This window comes from Desulfosporosinus metallidurans, from assembly GCF_001936615.1.
GTDB classification, from domain to species: Bacteria; Bacillota; Desulfitobacteriia; order Desulfitobacteriales; family Desulfitobacteriaceae; genus Desulfosporosinus; species Desulfosporosinus metallidurans.
In genome coordinates this window covers 1-19819 of sequence record NZ_MLBF01000019.1, presented here as the reverse complement: position 1 = coordinate 19819, position 19819 = coordinate 1, and the positions used below count along the sequence as shown (strand labels likewise).

Annotated in this window: 20 protein-coding genes, 1 pseudogene and 1 riboswitch; of the genes and pseudogenes, 20 read left to right on the top strand and 1 reads right to left on the bottom strand. The window is 42.7% G+C overall.

Annotated elements, in window-relative coordinates:
- Positions 1-5: 5 nt before the first annotated feature.
- Both DSOL_RS12985 and DSOL_RS12980 read left to right on the top strand, forming a co-directional pair.
- Complete coding sequence (locus tag DSOL_RS12985; protein WP_075365269.1) at positions 6-551, top strand: hypothetical protein; 546 nt, start codon at positions 6-8, stop codon at positions 549-551.
- A 12-nt stretch (positions 552-563) separates the two neighbouring features.
- A complete protein-coding gene (locus tag DSOL_RS12980; RefSeq protein ID WP_075365268.1) occupies positions 564-812 on the top strand; it encodes a DUF6103 family protein in 249 nt (82 codons plus the stop codon).
- A 52-nt stretch (positions 813-864) separates the two neighbouring features.
- On the opposite strand, the gene DSOL_RS12975 is transcribed toward DSOL_RS12980, so the two are convergent.
- Positions 865-2097 (bottom strand): HipA domain-containing protein, encoded by a 1233-nt coding sequence (locus DSOL_RS12975; protein WP_235838811.1) that lies wholly within the window; start codon positions 2095-2097, stop codon positions 865-867.
- Positions 2098-2259: 162 nt separating this feature from the next.
- Here DSOL_RS12975 and DSOL_RS12970 point away from each other — a divergent pair, with 162 nt between their 5' ends.
- From DSOL_RS12970 to DSOL_RS12890, 18 genes and pseudogenes are all read left to right on the top strand, one after another.
- Positions 2260-2601, top strand: a complete 342-nt coding sequence (locus DSOL_RS12970) for a hypothetical protein (protein ID WP_075365267.1) — start codon at positions 2260-2262, stop codon at positions 2599-2601.
- A gap of 70 nt (positions 2602-2671) precedes the next feature.
- Positions 2672-3079, top strand: a complete 408-nt coding sequence (locus DSOL_RS12965; protein WP_075365266.1) for a hypothetical protein — start codon at positions 2672-2674, stop codon at positions 3077-3079.
- 11 nt (positions 3080-3090) lie between these two features.
- Positions 3091-6003, top strand: a complete 2913-nt coding sequence (gene mobP3, locus DSOL_RS12960) for a MobP3 family relaxase (RefSeq protein WP_075365265.1) — start codon at positions 3091-3093, stop codon at positions 6001-6003.
- A gap of 146 nt (positions 6004-6149) precedes the next feature.
- Positions 6150-7640, top strand: a complete 1491-nt coding sequence (locus DSOL_RS12955; RefSeq protein ID WP_075365264.1) for a toprim domain-containing protein — start codon at positions 6150-6152, stop codon at positions 7638-7640.
- A gap of 14 nt (positions 7641-7654) precedes the next feature.
- Positions 7655-7903, top strand: a complete 249-nt coding sequence (locus DSOL_RS12950; RefSeq protein WP_345788387.1) for a hypothetical protein — start codon at positions 7655-7657, stop codon at positions 7901-7903.
- Positions 7904-7974: 71 nt separating this feature from the next.
- A complete protein-coding gene (locus DSOL_RS12945; RefSeq protein WP_345788386.1) occupies positions 7975-9765 on the top strand; it encodes a VirD4-like conjugal transfer protein, CD1115 family in 1791 nt (596 codons plus the stop codon).
- An 11-nt stretch (positions 9766-9776) separates the two neighbouring features.
- Positions 9777-10034, top strand: coding sequence for a helix-turn-helix domain-containing protein (locus tag DSOL_RS12940; protein WP_075365262.1), 258 nt, complete (start codon positions 9777-9779; stop codon positions 10032-10034).
- A gap of 312 nt (positions 10035-10346) precedes the next feature.
- Positions 10347-10478, top strand: coding sequence for a hypothetical protein (locus DSOL_RS29535; RefSeq protein ID WP_282433546.1), 132 nt, complete (start codon positions 10347-10349; stop codon positions 10476-10478).
- Positions 10479-10667: 189 nt separating this feature from the next.
- Positions 10668-10763: riboswitch (NiCo riboswitch) on the top strand.
- Between the two features lie 559 nt (positions 10764-11322).
- Positions 11323-12267, top strand: coding sequence for a cation diffusion facilitator family transporter (locus DSOL_RS12935; RefSeq protein ID WP_075365261.1), 945 nt, complete (start codon positions 11323-11325; stop codon positions 12265-12267).
- A gap of 21 nt (positions 12268-12288) precedes the next feature.
- Positions 12289-12498: a hypothetical protein gene (locus tag DSOL_RS12930; protein WP_075365260.1), complete on the top strand. Its 210-nt coding sequence runs from the start codon at positions 12289-12291 to the stop codon at positions 12496-12498.
- A complete protein-coding gene (locus tag DSOL_RS12925; protein WP_075365259.1) occupies positions 12489-13220 on the top strand; it encodes a protein kinase family protein in 732 nt (243 codons plus the stop codon). Before DSOL_RS12930 ends, DSOL_RS12925 begins: the two co-directional genes overlap by 10 nt.
- A 317-nt stretch (positions 13221-13537) precedes the next feature.
- Complete coding sequence (locus DSOL_RS12915; protein WP_075365258.1) at positions 13538-14212, top strand: DedA family protein; 675 nt, start codon at positions 13538-13540, stop codon at positions 14210-14212.
- Between the two features lie 111 nt (positions 14213-14323).
- Entirely contained in the window at positions 14324-14770 is a 447-nt protein-coding gene (locus DSOL_RS28845) for a hypothetical protein (protein ID WP_235838810.1), read from the top strand.
- A 338-nt stretch (positions 14771-15108) separates the two neighbouring features.
- Complete coding sequence (locus DSOL_RS27300; protein WP_139314471.1) at positions 15109-15669, top strand: cytochrome b/b6 domain-containing protein; 561 nt, start codon at positions 15109-15111, stop codon at positions 15667-15669.
- A pseudogene (locus DSOL_RS27295) lies at positions 15670-17035 on the top strand (heavy metal translocating P-type ATPase); the annotation flags it as partial.
- A gap of 154 nt (positions 17036-17189) precedes the next feature.
- A complete protein-coding gene (locus DSOL_RS12900; RefSeq protein ID WP_075365257.1) occupies positions 17190-17504 on the top strand; it encodes a hypothetical protein in 315 nt (104 codons plus the stop codon).
- An 18-nt stretch (positions 17505-17522) separates the two neighbouring features.
- Positions 17523-18212 carry a response regulator transcription factor gene (locus tag DSOL_RS12895; RefSeq protein WP_075365256.1) on the top strand — a complete coding sequence of 230 codons (690 nt, stop codon included), beginning with the start codon at positions 17523-17525 and terminating at the stop codon, positions 18210-18212.
- A gap of 392 nt (positions 18213-18604) precedes the next feature.
- Positions 18605-19642, top strand: coding sequence for a sensor histidine kinase (locus tag DSOL_RS12890; RefSeq protein WP_345788385.1), 1038 nt, complete (start codon positions 18605-18607; stop codon positions 19640-19642).
- Positions 19643-19819: the final 177 nt, after the last annotated feature.

The window sequence follows — 19819 nt, the reverse complement described above, 5'->3', positions numbered from 1 at the left end:
GCGACATGTTGCAGCATGGAATCTATACCATTACGGAGAATGGGCAAAGCCGCAATTACATTGCCCAAAATACCGGTAGCTTGCTCTCGGCAGCAAAACTTCTCCATACCTTGGAGAAAGTAAAGAGAAACCTTCCGAAAGGAAGCAGGACATCTGTACTTGAAGCATTGGATAAAGACTATAACTTTGTAGCACTCAAAGGAAAAAACTATAATCTGTTTCATGCTCTGGATGACAGAGAATTTGAAGAGGCCGTTAAAAAAATTGAGGACGGAGAAAGCCAAGATGCCCATATCGAAGTAGATTTCGACACAGGCAGTCTTGGCTTTCTCTATGACAATCATGGAGAAACTGCTCGACTCACATTGCCGATCACGGTTATTGTTGATGCCTACTCCGGATCGCTCCGCAAAAAGAACAACAGTCAGAGCTATGTGAATATAAACCATTTTACAAAGCAAATTGAAAAAATGTATGATGCACAGCTAGAGCTTTCTCCCCAGGAGGAAGCAAATGGCGAAGCACCACAGGTGCAAAAAATAAGTTTATAGGAGGAAAGTACAATGAAGAAAGCAACCCTGCAAATCAGCTTCGATAGCGAAAAGCTCGGAGCCTTAAAGCAATACATGGCAAAAAAGGAAGCGTCCATCGAAACGGAGTTGGACGAAGTGATGCAGAAGCTCTATGAAAAAAATGTTCCCGCAGCGGTGCGTGAGTATATCGAAAGCCGCGAGGCAGACGATCAAACGAAGTCAGCAAGACCATCCCGCCCGGCTGAAGAACAGAAAAATGCTGCAGAGGATGAACAATAAACACAGAAAAAAGCGACTGCCCTATCCTTTTAAGGCAGTCGCTTGATACGCATTATAGTTTTATTTCAAAGTCCGGTGATTCCGGATGAACCTCTGTTGCCTCCTTGGGATGGCTGACGGTTACTTGATGTTTCTGCTCCAAAGCAAGTTGTTCGAGTTGCCGTACACGCCCTTTCAAACCATTGCACAACGTATCTGTACGCGGCTCATCAATATACGGCGAAGCGGAAAGAAGGGTTCGGAACTCCTCGTCGATATCCCGGAGCGCGGAAAAATCAATCCAGTCAAGGCTGCCGGCCAAAACGATCTGCTCGGCATGCGCCGGTTTAAACGGATGGCTTGGCACATCACCATTCGGATGAATTACCATTGAAACCTGATCATGCCAGAGGCTTGTGCCGCTGTCAAAGACAGGCGCTGCCCCCAGCCATGTAAGGGTATCCACATTGCGGACCGCACCAAAGTTACCAAAATGGCGGTCTGTGTTGGCCATGAGAAAGTCAAAGGCCAGCAGATAATTCAGAAATTCCTTCATGCCGGGGATGCCAAGGTGTTCACAGCAAAGCAGAAAATGTTCATGCAAGGAGTGATGATTGCGTTTCTTTTCACTCTTTAAAATGCTGTAAGCACTGACCAGTTCTGTCTCAGGCGTAATGAAATTTTCACATACGCTATAGGGAATTTCATTCTCCCAAACGAGGCGATATGGCACATAAGCAGCATAGTTTAAACTCCGATGCAGAGAAGTCGACAATACTTCATTGAGGGGTTCCTGTTGGAATGGATTGCTTCCGGATTTAATCAGGCAGCGTTTTCCGTCAATGATTTTCCACTTTTTTCGCAGCCATCCATCAGTAGTATTGCAGGGCGACATCAAGTCAAGCTCCCCATGAGGGTAAGCCTGCCCAAAGAGTGCATTGCCCACATTATCTGAAAATTGGTTCTGAAAAAAGTTAAGGCGATCCCAATCAAGGGAATGAGCTTTGGGGCTGATCCAATATTGGTCGGAAAGACTCAGGCCACAACATTTTGTAAGGAGCTGCTCCGTGTAAGATATATTCATGATGTCAAGAGCCTCACGGATACCGGAACGGTTGGAAGGAATGGAACGTCCGAGCCACCAATCGTTCAGACTTTTTCTATCCGGAAGCCCATTGGTAATAGTGATGCCGACCGGAAGGTGCTCCGGATGAATTACCTCAAAGATCTTCAGGATAGAGGCAGTATCATCGTCTATATCCAGTTCCACCAAAGGAGTGTGTTTATTCATCAAGGTGCATATCATCGTTCGCCCCACCTTTAAAACCATTTTGTTAATACAGTAATTTACCATTTATTGCGTTATGTTACAAGAGATGACCCTGGAAATTTAAACCTAAAACATGACAGAGAAAGGGGCTATGCAAAAGAAATATTGACCTTTCCATATCGGTTTGGCAGCATACCTATGGACGAGGAAGGACGGCCCTTTGTCGGAGGGGATGTCGCCCTGTGTGCGATTTTCCGGGCAAGGGTGGCACCCCAATACCAATGGGCAGTTTCAAGCCGCGTTTTGGGGCTTTGTGAGGGGGAGAGCAAAAAGACAGGCTTGAGCATGGGAATCACCTTCCCTTTGCTGAGGGGTGAACCATGGGGTCGAAAACGGTGCAGGTTAAAGAAGGGTGGTCGCAAGCGACCTCCCCTCGGACCACATCAGCCCGCAATGCGGGCTGAAAGACGCTCACGTTCGGGGTCGGAATTTGTACACGGTCACCTCACAGGGGGTCGAAAGCAGCGAGAACCCGCATAAATTCACACTTTCTAAGGTGGTCGTTAGCGGTGCTGTGGCAAAATATAGGGCAGATTAGAGGTAAGGCAATATGACAGAGGAAAACAAAAAAAGATTTCCGTTATGGATATACCCTGAGACACAGCAAAAGGTGAAAGAGCTATATGGAAAGGACAACTGCAAGAGTCAAAGTGAGTTTATTGAAAAGGCAATCATTTTTTACAGCGGCTTTGTTTCCTCCAAGGATAATACCAAGTTCCTGTCGATTGCCATCACATCCGCCCTTGCAGGTATTGTTGAAAATTCCGAGAACCGTATGGCAAGGCTTCTTTTTAAACTGGCGGTAGAGATGTCGATGATGATGAATATCCTGGCATCCAATGCGGAAATAGATGAAGCCTTGCTGCAGAAGCTGCGGGGCAAATGCATCAATGATGTAAAAAAGAGCATCGGTTCCGTCACTTTTGAGGAAGTAGTAAAATATCAAAAGGGCAAGTAAGGTGATAGGCTATGCCCAGGATCATATTCAAATGTCAGTATTTAAAAAATGCACCCAAAGCGCATCTGTCCAATCTCGTAGAATATGTGGCCACCCGTGAGGGCGTTGAAAAAGTCTCCGACAGCTCCCAACTTCTTCCTGCGACAAAAAATCAACAGCATTTGATTTCTGAAATCCTGCAAAAGCTGCCGGACACCGCTGACCTGTTCGAGTATGCGGACTATCTAAAAAATCAGACCAGAGAAAATGCCTCGGAGTTTATTTCCATTGCCCTTGAGAACAATCTTGATTTGATCGGTAAAAAGAAAAACTTCGTGGACTACATCGCCAATCGCCCGAGAGTTGAAAAGCTCGGCAACCATGGACTTTTTACAGATAATGGCGTACCTATTGTGCTTTCAAAGGTTGCTGAAGAAGTGTCTAGTCACCCCGGAAACGTATGGACAAATATTGTATCCCTCCGGCGTGAGGACGCGGCAAGACTTGGATATGACAGTGCAAAATCGTGGCAGGATTTGATTCGGGCGCAGCGCAATGTCATTGCGGAAAACATGAAGATTGCTCCGGAAAATTTAAGATGGTATGCTGCTTTTCATAATGAGAGCCATCATCCCCATTTACATCTGATTGCCTACTCCATCAACCCAAAGGAAGCCTATGTCACAAAGCAGGGCATTGAAAATATGCGGGGAAGCCTTGCACGGGAGATCTTTTGCCAGGACCTGATGCAGATTTATGAAAAGCAAACGGAGCGCCGCAATGTTCTAAACAAGCAGAGCCATGAAGCCATGCAGGATATCCTATCTCAAATTAATTCCGGAATCTGTGAAACCAAAAATATTGAGGACTTGACTGCATGCCTTGCCGAAAAGCTCAAGTATACTTCCGGCAAGAAACAGTATGGTTACCTGAAGGCTCCCCTCAAGGCAGTCGTTGATCAGATTGTTGATGAGCTTGAAAAAGACGAAAGAGTGGCAAAGCTGTATAGCAACTGGTATGAAATGCGCAATGAGGTTTTAAGCACTTATGCCGACAAACTGCCGCCACCCCTTCCGTTGTCACAGCAAAAGGAATTCAAGAGCATTAAAAACATGGTGATTGCCGAAGCGTTAAATATCGGCAGTCACCTTTTTACGTTTGAGCCGGACGAGGAACACGAAGTATTGATGGAAGATCATGATGATAGTGCAGCGACAACGGACGATGCGCTGACGAACATTGAAGGATCGCCGTCAGCCAATGAATCATCCGCAGATACCGATGATGATAATAGAGATTTTATTGCAGACCCGCTAGGGGAAGATACAGCGGATGATAATCCACAGGAGTTTCAATATCATGTCAAGTGGAGCGAACGATATAAAGAAGCCCGTGAATTTCTTTATGGCAGCGATGATATTGAGCCGGACTTTGCAGAAGCCTACCGCCTGTTTATGGAGGAAGCGGAAATAGGAAATGCTCTGGCAATGTACGACCTTGGCCGGATGCACATGGACGGTCTCGGTGTGGAGATGAATAAGGATGCAGCACAGCAGTGGTATGTAAAAGCTCTTGCTGCTTTTTTAGAAGTGGAGTCAGATAAGAGCGGTCCCTATCTCCAGTACCGCATCGGGAAAATGTATGCCGCCGGCTTGGGTACAACCCAGGATTATGTGGAAGCAGCGGATTGGTTTCACAGGGCGGTTGCCAAAAATCACAAGTATGCACAATATTCCCTTGCCGGACTCTACTATCATGGTTATGGCGTGGAGCAGAACTATGAAACCGCCTTTGATTTATATAAAAAATCTGCAAGACAGAAAAATCCCTATGCTTCCTATGAGCTTGCCAAAATGTACCGGGATGGTATCGGTGCCGAGAAGAATATGGAGAAAGCCGATGAGCACTTCCAAAAAGCGTTCACCGGCTTTTTAGAGTTGGAAGCCCAAAGCAAGGACGACAAGCTCCAGTACCGTCTCGGTCAGATGCTCTATACCGGAACAGGGACAGAGAAAAATATCACTGCCGCCATTGCATACTTTGAGAAAGCAGCGAAGCTTGGAAATGTCAACGCCCAGTATATGCTCGGCAAGATTTATCTTGAAACGGACAGTGAGCCTGAAAATGTAGAAAAGGCATTGCAGTGGCTTAGTAAAGCTGCGGATAATGGAAATGCTCTCGCGCAGTATGCCATGGCAAAGCTCTACCTCAAGGGAAGCCACGTGGAGATGGACATCCAGAAAGCACTAGAACTGTTCATCAAATCTGCAGAACAGAAAAATCAGTATGCACAATATGCCCTTGGAAAGCTGTATCTATTGGGCGAGGATGTTCCCAAAGATATAAAGGCAGCCATCAAATGGCTCACGGCCTCCGCAGATCAAAATAATCAGTTTGCACAGTATAGCCTGGGCAAGCTCTATCTCTTAGGCAAGGAAACTGAAAAAGACGTTCCAACAGCAATCCGGCTGCTTACTACCTCGGCAGAGCAAGGCAATCAATTTGCAGAATATCAACTTGGCAAACTATATTTTTTGGGCGAGGGTGTTCCTAAGGATGTGCAGGTCGCTTGCCAATGGCTCACGGCTTCTGCAGAACAGGGGAATCAGTATGCCCAATATGCCCTCGGTAAGCTGTATCTCTTAGGACATGATGTCATGCGGGATAAAGAATTAGCGAAACACTGGCTCTCATTGTCGGCAGCTCAGGGGGATTTCTATGCGCAGTTTTTCCTGGAACGCATGGACTCCTTCAAAGAGCCATCCGTTCTCCTTTCTGCCACAAAGCTGATGCATTACCTTGGCAACATCTTCCGTGAGGAATTCACAACGATAGGCGGTAGTTCTCTGCTGCAGGTGGATCGGAAACTCCGCAAAAAACTTATGGAGAAAAAATCAGCGCAGGGTCACGCCTATAATGACCATGCGTCACACCAGAGCTATTAGGAGGAATTCATTTGAAGAACTACCTTCAGAAAAAAGAAAAGCTCCCCACCCCATATATATCCTCAAGACTCAAGCCACCTGTGCAAAAAGGGGTAGCCTATTTTCGCAGGTTGGGCAAGCGGAAACGCTGACAAAGGAGGGATAGCATGGCAAGTTATATACATTTTACCGATGAGCAGAAACAGCGTGCAAACTACATCGACCTTGTAGATTTTCTGCGAAGACAGGGAGAGCAGCTCACACGCTCCGGCAGGGAGTGGCGGTGGAAGCGTCATGACAGTGTAACCATTCGGGGCAATCAATGGTTCCGGCACAGCAGCAGGCAAGGCGGTCTCGCTATCGACTTTGTGCAGGAGTTCTATGGGCTAACCTTTCCCGATGCGGTGACTCTGCTGCTCGGCGGCGAACAAGGTGCAGCATTTAAGCAGAGCAATAAGAAAACACCGGAACCGGAGCGGAAGGAATTCCTATTACCGGAGGCAGCTCCAAATATGCGCCGGGTTTATGCCTATCTCTTAAAGCAGCGATATATTGACCGTGATGTCCTTACTCATTTTGTGAGAAAGAAAAAAATCTTTGAGGATAAGGAATACCACAATGTGGTCTTTGTGGGATTTGATGAAAACGTCATCGCCCGTCACGCTCATAAAAGAGGAACCTATTCCAACGCTGCGGGCTATCGCGGCAATGTGGAAGGTTCTGATCCAAAGTACAGCTTCAACCACATCGGCACCAGCGATACCCTCTATGTTTTTGAGGCTCCTATCGATATGCTGTCCTATATCAGCCTGTATCAAAGAGGCTGGCAGCAGCAAAGCTATGTGACTCTGGACGGTGTGGCTGAACATGCCATGCTGGAGGTACTGTCCCAAAACAATTATTTATCCAATGTGGTGATGTGTCTCGATCATGATGCCGCAGGGATAGAAGCAGCAGGCCGTCTGGCAGAGATATTGCGTGAGAAGGGATATAACAAAATTTCATGCTTGCAATCTGCATTCAAAGATTGGAACGAGGATTTAAAAGCACAGCATGGGATCACACCGATCCCCGCGCAGGAACATCCCAAAATAGAAGCCTGCCGTGATCTGTGTAAGGAACTTCGTAATTTATGCAGTGGTGTGAAAGCTATTAAAAGTCCTTATGAAAGGTTGATGGAACACTATGGAAAATTTAGTTCCCTCACGCAAAATGGAAAAGTGATGGTTGGCCGGGATGCTATCGCGATGGAGCAACTGCAAAGCATGGCATCCTATGCTTTGCTTGCTGTTCAGGAGCAATACCGTCAGGGTGAAAAGCCGGTACTCATAGAACAATTAACCAAGGAACTTTATGAGAGTTATCATCCCCATCAGGATAAAGGTAAGCTGAGAGTGAAGGCAGATGAGCTTCAACAGGATATCACTGCTATGAATGATCAACTCCACATAGTCGGCATCCGTACGCTTGATGATAAGCAAAAGATAATTTCATCCTATATGAGTCTTGCGCTTAATTGTGTGAAGACTCATATTTTTATTGACCGGGAAGGCCAAGAACAGAAAATTATAATGCAACATAAACCAAATTTAAATCAAACCGATGGTGAACAAGTGATTTGTGAAGAGACTTCACAGCCCCAATATAATCTATCGTAAGGGAGAATGAAATCATGGAAAACAACCGCTTTAAACCCGAATGTCCACTCTTGGGTAAGGATGGAAATATTTTTAATCTGGCAGGCATTGCCTCAAGAACCTTGAAGGAAAATGATCTTGGTGAAAAATCCCGTGAGATGTGGGACCGGGTCATGGCGTCCGGAAGCTACGATGAAGCTCTGAATATCATCGGTGAATATGTCACCATTGTCGGAGATGAACTGAAGATGGATGACGAAAGCTTTCACATCAAAATGGAATAAGGAAATACAGAAAAAGTCATGTACCAATAAAAAACGGGTACATGGTTTTTCTTTTAAAAGGAGGTATGCCCGTGCAAATATCACAGGTTGTAATGCTAATTATCATCGCAGCAATCATGTTTGGCGTCATCGGTTTTATTATCCTGCTGGCTAACTACTACACCTTAAACGGCATCAAATCCAAGACAGTGGGTGACGGTCAGCATGGTACCGCAAGATTTGTAACGAAGCATGAAATTCTAAAGACCTATGCCCATGTACCCTATGAGCCGGAGCGGTGGCGCAAGGGTGAAAACCTGCCCATTGTGCAGGGGCTTATAGTAGGGTGCAAAATGGTTCGTGGTTTTATTACTGCTCTTGTAGATCAGGGGGATGTACATGCTTTGATGATCGGCGCAGCCGGTGTCGGAAAGACTGCCAATTTCTTATACCCAAACCTTGAATATGCCTGTGCATCAGGCATGAGCTTTATGACCACGGATACCAAAGGGGATCTCTATAGGAATTATGGCAGCATCGCCAAGGATTACTACGGCTATGATGTATCGGTAATTGACCTCCGCAACCCTACCCGCAGTGACGGCAACAACATGCTCCACCTTGTGAACAAGTACATGGATCAGTACAGGGCAAATCCAGACAGCCTTGCGGCAAAAGCCAAAGCGGAAAAGTATGCAAAAATAACGGCTAAGACCATCATCAACTCCGGAGGGCTGGATGCAGGTTCATATGGACAGAACGCCTTTTTTTACGATGCTGCGGAAGGATTGTTGACAGCGGTAATTTTATTAATAGCGGAATACTGTCCCAAAGAAAAACGTCACATTATATCTGTATTTAAGATGATACAGGACTTACTGGCGCCCTCCGGTGTCAAAGGAAAGAATCAATTCCAACTATTAATTGAAAAGCTTCACCCGGAGCATAAGGCAAGATGGTTTGCAGGCGCGGCGTTGAACACTGCAGAGCAGGCCATGCAAAGTGTTCTTTCAACGGCACTTTCACGATTGAATGCATTCCTTGATTCGGAGCTGGAGCAGATACTGTGCTTCGACACTGCCATCGATGCGGAGAAGTTCTGCAATACCAAGTCTGCTATCTTCCTGGTCATGCCGGAGGAAGACAGCACAAAATATTTTTTGATCTCTCTTATCGTTCAGCAACTCTACCGGGAGATACTGTCCGTGGCTGATGAAACAGGCGGCAAGCTCAAGAACCGTGTCATGATGTACCTGGATGAGATCGGGACCATCCCCAAGATTGATAGTGCGGAGATGATGTTCTCTGCTTCCCGTTCCCGCCGTGTTTCCATTGTGGCCATCATACAGAGCTTCGCACAGCTTGAAAAGAACTATGGCAAGGAAGGCTCAGCCATTATTATTGATAACTGCCAGGACACCATCTTCGGCGGCTTTGCTCCAAACTCGGAATCAGCGGAGATACTTTCCAAGAGCCTTGGCAATAAAACCGTCATGTCCGGCTCTGTCAGCCGAGGCAAGAATGACCCTTCCCAATCCCTGCAGATGATCCAGCGTCCCCTGATGACTTCCGATGAATTAAAAACTTTGCCTAAAGGAAACTTTATTGTCACCAAGACTGGAAGCTATCCTATGAGAACCATTCTTAAGCTGTTCCTAGAATGGGGCATCAAGTTTGAAAAGGTGTATACGATAGAGGAAAAATCAGCTCGCAAGGTAGCCTATGCTGACCGCAGAGAATTGGAAGAGGAAATCATCAAACGTCATGCCTGTGAAGAAGTGGAGGATGAAACAGAACCCTCTACAGTATCAGCCCAAGGCGGCATGTCTCATGTTCCCACTGTGCCTAAACCGCATCAGGAACCACCGTTGCGCACAGATTAAGGAGGGGTGAAATGGGATACTTTTCATCACTTTATGCATCAGAGCTTCCACATCGAGCTGTTGCTGTTTATATGTACTTGCATGATCGGGCTGACAAGGGCGGCAAGTGCTATCCGGCGATTGGTACCATCGCCACAGAGCTGAAGCTGTCACGAAGCACCGTAAAAAGAGCCATCGTAGATCTTGAAAAGATGGGACATCTTCGCAAGGAAAATAGATGGCGGGAAAATGGCGGCAAAAGCAGTAACATGTATTATGTGAAGCTCTAAAAAACTTTACTTTTAAATCAAGGGGGTGGTCTGCCCATTTGATGAACTATAGTACAGTTCACAGTGAGCTATGCAGTGAACTACCCACTCTAAGAAATAACCTAACATCAGAAAAGAAACAAATAGTCATATTACTAAGTTATATTATTGGCTAAGGGATCAAAACGGTAAGTTCTCACTTCCTTAAGGGATACACTAAAGCAAGAGTGTCTTTCGGCAGAGTTTACAGTCCTCTTCTACCCACCCTCGGGAATTCAAGGTGGAGGATTATTTCACGGTTACGCAGAATCTATAGCTGAGAGAGATGCTGCTTTGAAAGTTGAAGCAAAAGGTGAAATTCCTGGGCCGATTGTACGTGATACTATTCTTAATGCTGCTGATTTTATTGATGCTAATGGAGTAAAGTGGATGTTAAGGGATAGTATTCAAAGTTCGCACCCATAGGTTATAATCTTCAGATGTAATTTCGATAATCGAAGAAAGTCATATTAAGGGGGAGATGTAAAAGTTGACACTACAAAAATGTATCTACAACATGTGTTTTCTATATTAATGTGAACGATTTCTTTCTTACAAAAGCTCTGTTGACAAATTAACTAGTTTAACATATAATGCAAAAAAAGAAATTTAATATCTTAACTAATAGAGCAGGCGATACACTTCTATAAAGTGTGTGGGGCTGGGCTGGCGTAAGAGCCGGCAGCAGGATAAAATACCTGTGGGACTATAATTCTAATAAAATTATAGTCCCACAGGTATTTTGGTTAAATCGGAGGTGGTATTTGTGAATTCATTTCGTTTTAGCATCATACATAAAAGGAAATTGTTTTGCACGCTATTCCTCTTACTATTTTCGTTAATGTCTGTGTATATGCCTCATAGTTTAGTTGAGAGTTCTGAGCACCATAATTATGAAAGTTCGTTTAAGTATATTATAAATAATAACAAACCAGTCACAAATCTGAGAAAATTACTTAAGAAATTAAAGTCATTTGTTAACAAACTATTTAGGTTGCCACAAATACTATTGAATAGGGTTGTTTTAGCAACTATTCTCTTAGTTTTATTCAATATGCGATTTATGCGCTTTTCTAAAGTATCTATTCTTCACTTATTCCCTTTCCTCTGTTTCTACTTCTATGGGAGCAAATACAAGCACAGTATGAATCACTCTGATTTGTTACCATTAATGGGTGTCTAAAGTTAGACATTCCATTATGTAACTAAAGAAAAATCATAGAGTGTTTTTTTGCTGTGCTTAAATAAGTTAGTAGGAGTGGCGAAAATCATGGCTATTGACAAACAAAAGGCAGCGTTGAGTTCTGTTTTTGCAGCAATTTTCCTCACATCAATGAAAATTGTAGTGGGTATTTTTACAGGCAGCCTAGGTATTTTATCCGAGGCGCTGCATTCAGCGCTGGATTTGTGTGCTGCAGTTATAACCTTTTTTGCTGTAAGGTTTTCCGATAAACCAGCAGATGCCAAGCATCACTACGGACATGGTAAGATCGAAAGCTTTTCTGCGCTGATCGAAACAGTTTTACTTTTCATAACCTGTGGCTGGATTATTTATGAAGCGGTAGAAAAGTTGTTTTTCGGCAATGGTGTGGAATTGGTTGGAATTCAATGGGGTGTATTAACGATGAGTATTTCAATCATTGTTGATGCTTCAAGGGTGAAAGTTTTGAAGCAAGCTGCCAAGGAACATGGTAGCCAGGCATTGGAAGCGGATGCACTTCATTTCAGTAGTGATGTATGGAGCTCATCAGTCGTTATTGGGGGCTTAGTTTTTGTATGGATCGGTGATTATTTCAACATATCTGTTTTGAAGTACGCAGACCCAATAGCGGCTTTGGGCGTTGCGCTACTTGTTATGAAGGTAAGCATCAAGCTTGGTAAGGAGACCATTGAGGTTTTGTTGGATACAGCACCAAATGGCATGAAGGAAATGATCGAAAAGGAAATCAGCAAAATCGCAGGTGTTCTTCAGATTAATGAAATCAGAATTAGACCCTCAGGGGCAGTTCGGTATATCAATATAAATGTCGGTATTGACCCAAATCAAAGCCAAAGAACGGTTCACACTATGGTTCACGAAATCAGGGAAACGATTTCAGTGAAAATACCGAGGTGTGATATTTTGGTCAGCACATTTCCTGTTGATGCACTTGGAAGTGATGATTCAAGCAGGGTGAAGGGCAGCATGACTAAAAACGTAAAAGACACTAAATAACGATTGATAGGAGGATTCACTATGAGCTCTTTTTCAAGATCAAAAAATAAAGGACATTACCCGGATCAGAATCATGGTGGCGGTCATTATAAAAGACCGCATGGCTCGGGAGGAATACTTGGTAAAATCTTTGAAGCCCTGACAGGTTCGAAAAGGCATTCACGGTCCGGTTCAGACGATAGTAATGGACATTCTTCAAGTCGTCATCGCCGTAAGAGTTCATGGTCCTAAGCCTATTTAGACGGGACAAACAATATTGGCCCTCAGAGCAGTTCGCAGACTATACAATCGAGAAAACAATAGGAGAAGGGCGGTTTGGTATCTGCTATCTGGTTTCTGATGGTCAAAAATCGTATATACTCAAGCAACTAAAAAGAGCAATGCTGAAGAAAGCTGGGGTAAAGGTCCGGTTTGAGGAAGAAATTCTAAGGAGCTTACAGCATGAGAGCGTTCCCCGGTTTATTAAAAAGATTGAGCGTGAGGACTTCAACGGCTATGTACTTGAATTCAAGGAAGGTAGGACGTTCGAGGACATTATTTATCTTGACAAGCACGTGTTTGAAAGAGAAGAGATATACAGAGTAGGACGCCAACTTGTCGAAATTTTAAAGTACTTGCATTCAAAGAGCATAGTCCATAGAGACATAAGGGTGCCAAATACATTGTATGATGGTCAAAAGGTTAACCTTGTTGATTTTGGGCTTGCTCGTTGGATTAATAACGAGAAATACAGGGCAGATATGGACTTCGCATTTTTGGGAGACTTCCTTCTGCACCTGTATTACGCTTCTTTTGAACTCAAAGGTTTCAAGAAGCGCCCCTGGTATGACGAATTGCAATTGCATCCAAAGGAACTGTTACTTTTAAAAAAGCTTATGGGTGTCGATCAAAGGTATACAAGTATTTTTGAAGTTGAACATGATTTTTACGAGACGTTTGAAGCTTATCAATAAAAGAAGGGGTAAAAAGATGGATTTTGAACAAGTTCAACATAATTTTAGACAGAATGGGCTTGGAAAAAAGTCGCAAAGGTAGTACTCACAGGCTGCTTATTTCTTGTCATTGTGTTTGTAATTTTACTTGTAATTGCAGTAATATTGGCATATAAATACAATGCACAGATATATGATGGATTTGTGAGGATTATCAATTATATATTCGAAAATTCACCGGAAAATTTGATCAGTGGATATTTCAAACAGTTTGCCGATAACTTTTTAAAGAATCTTTTTAATTAATATTGACGAAAAACAATGGCTGAGGAGATTTTATGGAGATAATTACTCAATTAGTAGATTTTGTATTACACATAGACAAGCATTTGGTTGAGATAATACAAAGCTATGGCGCATGGACGTATTTATTACTGTTTCTTATTATTTTTTGTGAAACGGGACTGGTTGTTACACCGTTCCTGCCGGGAGATTCATTGCTCTTTGTGATTGGAGCTTTAGGTGCGACCGGGGCTTTGAATTTTGAGATGGCAGTAGTGCTTTTGATAATTGCAGCGGTTGGAGGAAACACCCTAAACTATTTCATAGGGAAAATGATAGGTCATAAAATTCTTGAAAACAGTAAATTCACATTTATTGATCGGATTATTAAGAAGGAATATATTGAAAAAGCTCATGCATTTTATGAAAAGCATGGGGGGATAGCAATATTACTATCTAGGTTTTTACCCATATTGCGTACTTTTACGCCCTTTGTAGCAGGAATAGGTAAAATGAGCTTTGCTAAATTTATGATGTACAATTCAATAGGTGGCATTGCTTGGGTATTACTTTTTACGATGGGCGGATACTTTTTTGGTAATATTCCAGCAGTCAAAAACAATTTCACGTATGTAATACTCGGGATAATTCTAGTCTCATTTCTGCCTGTTGTTATTACAGGGTTTAATGCAAGGCGGGAAAAGAGAAGTGCTGTAATTTCAGAAGAGTGATATATTTTTGAGCAAATGGATACATTCATACTCTGCGGCCCACATATTAGAGCCTTCTAGAGGATTCTGATGGTTGTATTTGTATATAAATAGATCAAAGGGTGTGATCCAATGACGTGGCATATTGCAATGCAAGAATTAAGTAAAGTAAAAGTTACAGCTAATGGAGAAAATGATTTTGTTACCGTAAAGGGGAACTTTGATAAATTCCAGTGTATAGGAGTGGGTACGGATGCCGCAGTATTTCGTTTTGTTTATGCACCACACTATGCTTTTAAGGTGTTTCGTATGGACAAGCTTGCAAAGATAGAAATTGAAAAAGAGGTGTATTTAAAACTTGGTCATTCAGGGTATTTTCCTGTTTGTTATGGCAGTGGATTGAATTTCCTGGTAATAAGTTTTGAAGAGGGAATAACTCTGTACGATTGTTTGTTAAAAGGCATTCATATACCGAAACAAGCCATACAGGATGTAGAAAATGCGAGGAATTATGCCTTTAACAGAGGACTAAACCCAAGAAATATTCATTTGAAAAACATCCTCCTCCACGAAAGCTGAGCCAAACTTCTTGATGTCTCTGAATATATGAAACGAGGAAACGATAACAGGTGGAAATACTTGAAAGAAGGATACAAGGAACACTATCACTTAATTGATGGAAAAGCCCTTCCACACTGGATTATCGAAACCGTAAGGAAATGGTATAACAAGGCAAAGTCCGACAGTTTCAATTATCAAGACTTTGTTCAAGAACTCGCCATCTTTTTCAAATGGGAGGATAGATTAAAGTCATTTAAATAAAATGCTAGAAAACTACAAAATCAGCCTTAAAGAAGACGGCTGTTTATGATGACATGTCAACGTCCAGGATGATTTATTGAGAGGAAGGGTAAATCGTGGTAAATGAGATGTTAAGCCCCAAAAGGAAAATGGTGGTTCGGCATAGTAAATCTGTCCGGATTGAGCATTGGTTAATTGCATTGTCAACTATTTTGCTCATCATTAGTGCCATAGGTGAAATCAAAGTTATCCATTACATGGCGGCCGCTGTCCTAATACTAGCGTCCTGTTTTCACGTTATTAGTCACCTTATCTGCAAAGAGTTTGGCTTATTACTGCGAAAGGGTGACAGCAAACAATCATTCAAGATCATCAAGGCAATGTTGCTCGGAAAAGCTGAGCCTCAACATGACAAGTACCTGGCAGAGCAACGGGTTGCGTTCACCTACATTTTCATCTGTATATCTGTATTGATTCTTACAGGAATTGTAAAACTGCTAAAGGAATTCCCTTCTACCAAGGACCTTGCAAAATCGTTGAAGGTTATAGGCGAACTTCACAATGTAGCAACAGCAGCATTGATAATTGGAATTGTTGCACACCTTCTTGCTTTTTACACTCGCGAAAATCGCCCACTACTTAAGGGGATGTTGACAGGAAAGGTTGACTTGGAATAGGGTATGTCAATGCTTGACACTTCCGCCATAACCGGGGAATCAGTGCCAAGAGAAGTTGAACCAGGAAACGAAATTCTGTCAGGAACTATCAATAAGAATGGACTATTAACAGTTGAGGTAACGAAAGAGTTTGGAGATTCCACAGTCTCCAAAATCCTTGAATTAGTCCAAAATGCCAATAGTAAGAAAGCTCCAACTGAACAGTTCATCACTAAATTTTCAAGATACTATACACCAGTCGTGGTATTTGTTGCCTTAGCAATGGCGATTATTCCACCTTTGGTTGTTTCAGGTGCTACATTCTCAGATTGGATATATAGGGCTTTGGTTTTTCTTGTTGTGTCCTGCCCCTGTGCTTTAGTAATATCGATTCCATTGGGTTTCTTCGGTGGTATTGGCGGAGCTGCTAAAAGCGGCATACTGGTCAAGGGCAGCAACTACCTTGAAGCCATAAATAATGTGGACACTATAGTTTTTGACAAGACGGGCACCCTTACGAAAGGAGTGTTTAAGGTTACAAAAATTTACACTCTTGATCGTGAATCAGAGGAGAATCTATTGGAGTATGCTGCTTTTGCTGAAAGCTATTCAAACCATCCCATTGCAATTTCAATCCTGAAAGCTTACGGTAAAGAAATAAATAAAAGCGAAATAGAGAACTATGATGAAATCTCGGGGCATGGAATCAAAGTGAGTGTTAAGGGTAAACGTATCCTTGCTGGTAACAAAAAACTGATGGCTAAAGAAAATATAACTTATGATGTGGTTGATGAAACTGGTACAGTGGTTCATGTAGCCATTGATGGTAAATATGCTGGCTACATTGTTATATCGGATGAAATAAAGGATGATGCCCAAAAGGCCGTAAGAGAGCTTAAGGGAATTGGCGTAAAGAAACTAGTGATGCTTACAGGAGACAGCAAGCTGGTGGGAGAAGCGATTGGCCGTCAGTTGGGCCTTGACGAAGTATATGCTGAATTGCTCCCTGACCAGAAGGTTGAGAAGCTAGAACAATTAGAAAAACAAAAGAAAACAAAAGGGAAGCTGCTCTTTGTCGGTGATGGTATCAATGATGCCCCGGTACTGGCTCGTGCTGATGTGGGGGTTAGGTTCTGATGCAGCCATAGAGGCGGCGGACATTGTAATCATGACAGATGAACCCTCAAAGCTTGTAACTGCTATTAAAATTGCTAAAAGAACACGAAGCATCGTCTGGCAGAATATATTTTTCGCATTGGGTGTTAAAGCTGTCGTACTTGTTTTAGGTGCTGGAGGGATAGCCACTATTTGGGAAGCAGTGTTTGCGGATGTCGGGGTAACGGTGATTGCTGTTATAAACGCAATGCGTGTTATGAAAACGAATTAGTCAATCAACCTCCTGCATCCAAATGCAGGAGGTTATTAATATATCATGGTGGCAACTTGAAAGGGTAGTTTAACAAAAATGTTAAAAATCCGTTAACTTCATGTAATTATCTTAAGATATAATATAGTTGTTGATTTATAATGGGGGGATTACAATGAGGAAGAAGGCATTATTGATATTTATTGTTATTGCACTATTTGTTGCAGGTCTTTTCCTGACAAAAGCATATGCGGAAACCTTTCATTGGCAACAAAACCAAAATGCTAGATCATTCCAAGCCGAGCCTAATCCCTCTTCTATAGATACACCAAATAATGTTAATTCTGATGTTAGGCCATCGGCTAACCCTGATGTTAGTGGATCGTGGTATAGTCCGCTGAATCCAAACTATCGACCGGACTATTATTGGTATAATAGTCCGCACGACGATAGATGGAGTAATGCAGTTAGGAATTGGTGGTGTCAGTAAATAGAAGGGGGAGCTACATTGAACAATAAGGTTTTAATTGCAGATGATGACGATCGGATTAGGGAAATTGTGTGCCTCTACCTTGAAGCAGAAGGGTTTGACGTCTACCAGGCAGAGGATGGAAACAAAGCGTTAGAGATGGTTCGGGAAGATAATCCAGATCTTGTCATCCTCGATCTAATGATGCCTGGATTAGATGGCTGGACAGTTTGCAAGATACTGAGAAAGGAAACTAAAATTCCTATTATCATGCTAACCGCCAAGGGAGAAGAAAATGATCGGGTGTTAGGGTTTGATTTAGGGGCTGATGATTACGTCGTAAAACCGTTTAGCCCGCGTGAACTTAGCGCCCGAGTCAAGGCAGTTCTGAGAAGGTTGGAAGGGGAAGAAAGCAAGGAACATATCCTTTCTTACCTTGGTCTTAAAATCAATCAGATTACTCGTGAAGTCGAGGTTGATGGAATAAATATAAACTTAACGGCTAAAGAGTTTGACCTGTTGCATTGCTTAGCAAAACGACCGGGGCAAATCTATAGTCGAGATCAGTTACTCGACATGGTCTGGGAATACGATTACTGTGGAGATTCCCGTACGGTTGATACCCATGTCAATCGTTTAAGGTCTAAGCTCGAAAGCCAGGTGGGTCACAGTGACTTTATTCAAACTGTTAGAGGGGTGGGTTACAAATTCGAATTAAGTGGTCATTAAGAAATAGCTTAGTAAGTAAGCTTTGGCTGGCAATTGTACTGATAGTACTAGGGGTTTTTCTGTTTTCCGTTGTCATACAAGCTCAGCAGATTACATCCTTAGTTTATAATCAGCAAGCGCGTTTTTTTATCAATGAAGCGGAAGAAGTCGTAATAATTTTCAATAAGTATGAAAGCACAGAGAGCACGATTATCAACGAGAGATTAGATATTTTAACTAAATTTTTAGGTGCTAATACTGCTATCGTTGATATTGATGGGAACACTTTATACGGTGAAACGACCAATAATCAATCACCAAGCAAATTACTTTTAGAGCCAGGTTTTAAAGAGAAGGTTCTCGCTGGTGAAAATGTTGTATTCGCAGGCAAGATCGTTGGAATCAATGAAGAAATGTTTCTTGTGGCTGTTCCGTTAAAAAAAGGCAACCAAGTTATTGGCTCGGTAGTTATTTACAGCGCAATAACAGGCCTTAATCATCATGTAAACAGTTTTAAGGGAATTGCTCTTATTGGAGCCATAATAGGAATTGTGCTAGCGACAGTGTTAAGTATCTTTGTATCCCGAAAGATGATCCGTCCCCTCGCTAAAATGGAAGAAACAGCACGCCATATTACAGAAGGTGAGTTCGGTAGGCAAATTCAGGTTACCTCGGAAGATGAAGTGGGGCGTCTTGCCCACTCGTTTAACCGCATGTCTACTCAGCTTAAAGAAAAAATTGAGGCTATCGAGAAACTTGACCGTTTAAGGCAGGAACTACTTTCTGATGTTTCACATGAGTTGCGCACTCCCTTAACGGTGATCCAGGGCTTTTCCGAGGCAGTATTAGACGGGCTAGTCAAGTCGAAGGAACAGGAGAAACTCTATCTAAGCAACATTATTGACGAATCTGAGCGTCTCAGGCGCTTAGTGGATGATTTGCTCGACTTAAAAGGAATGGAAGCCGCCCAAACTTTTGATGAAATGGAATATGTGGTTTTAAATAAACTCGCTCTAATCACCGTTGAGCGCTTAAGACATATGGCTAATTCTAAAGAAATCAAATTAACGATCACTGTGCCAGAGCAAACTTTTACCGTGTGGGGAAACATTGATCGCCTCAAACAAGTTCTTACGAATTTATTAGACAATGCCATTAAACATTCAGAAGCAGGCGGTGCAGTGCGCGTAGAGTTGGGTATGAAGAATAATTATACGTTTATATCTGTGAAAAATTCCGGCCCTGGCATCCCCTGGGAAGAACTTGAAAATATTTGGGAAAGGTTTTACAAGGTCGATAAATCCAGATCGAGGCGTGGAACTGGAACAGGCTTAGGACTTTCTATCGTTAAAAAAATCGTTGAAATGCATGGCGGAAAAGTATCGGCAGAAAGCGAACCCGGCCAGGGAGCCGTTTTTACCGTGTACTTGCCACCTACTGAACAAGCTTAGTGAGCAACATGACAGAGCAAAAATTCATTGAGATTCTTGCTGTAATCGATTTTGTTGGAGCGATGACCGACTTTAATAACATCATGTAAGAGTATCTGTAAAAAGATGCTCTTTTTTTGTAGAGTTTATGTCAAAAAATGTTAAAAACCTGTGACATTTCTGTAAAGTAAGTTCGGT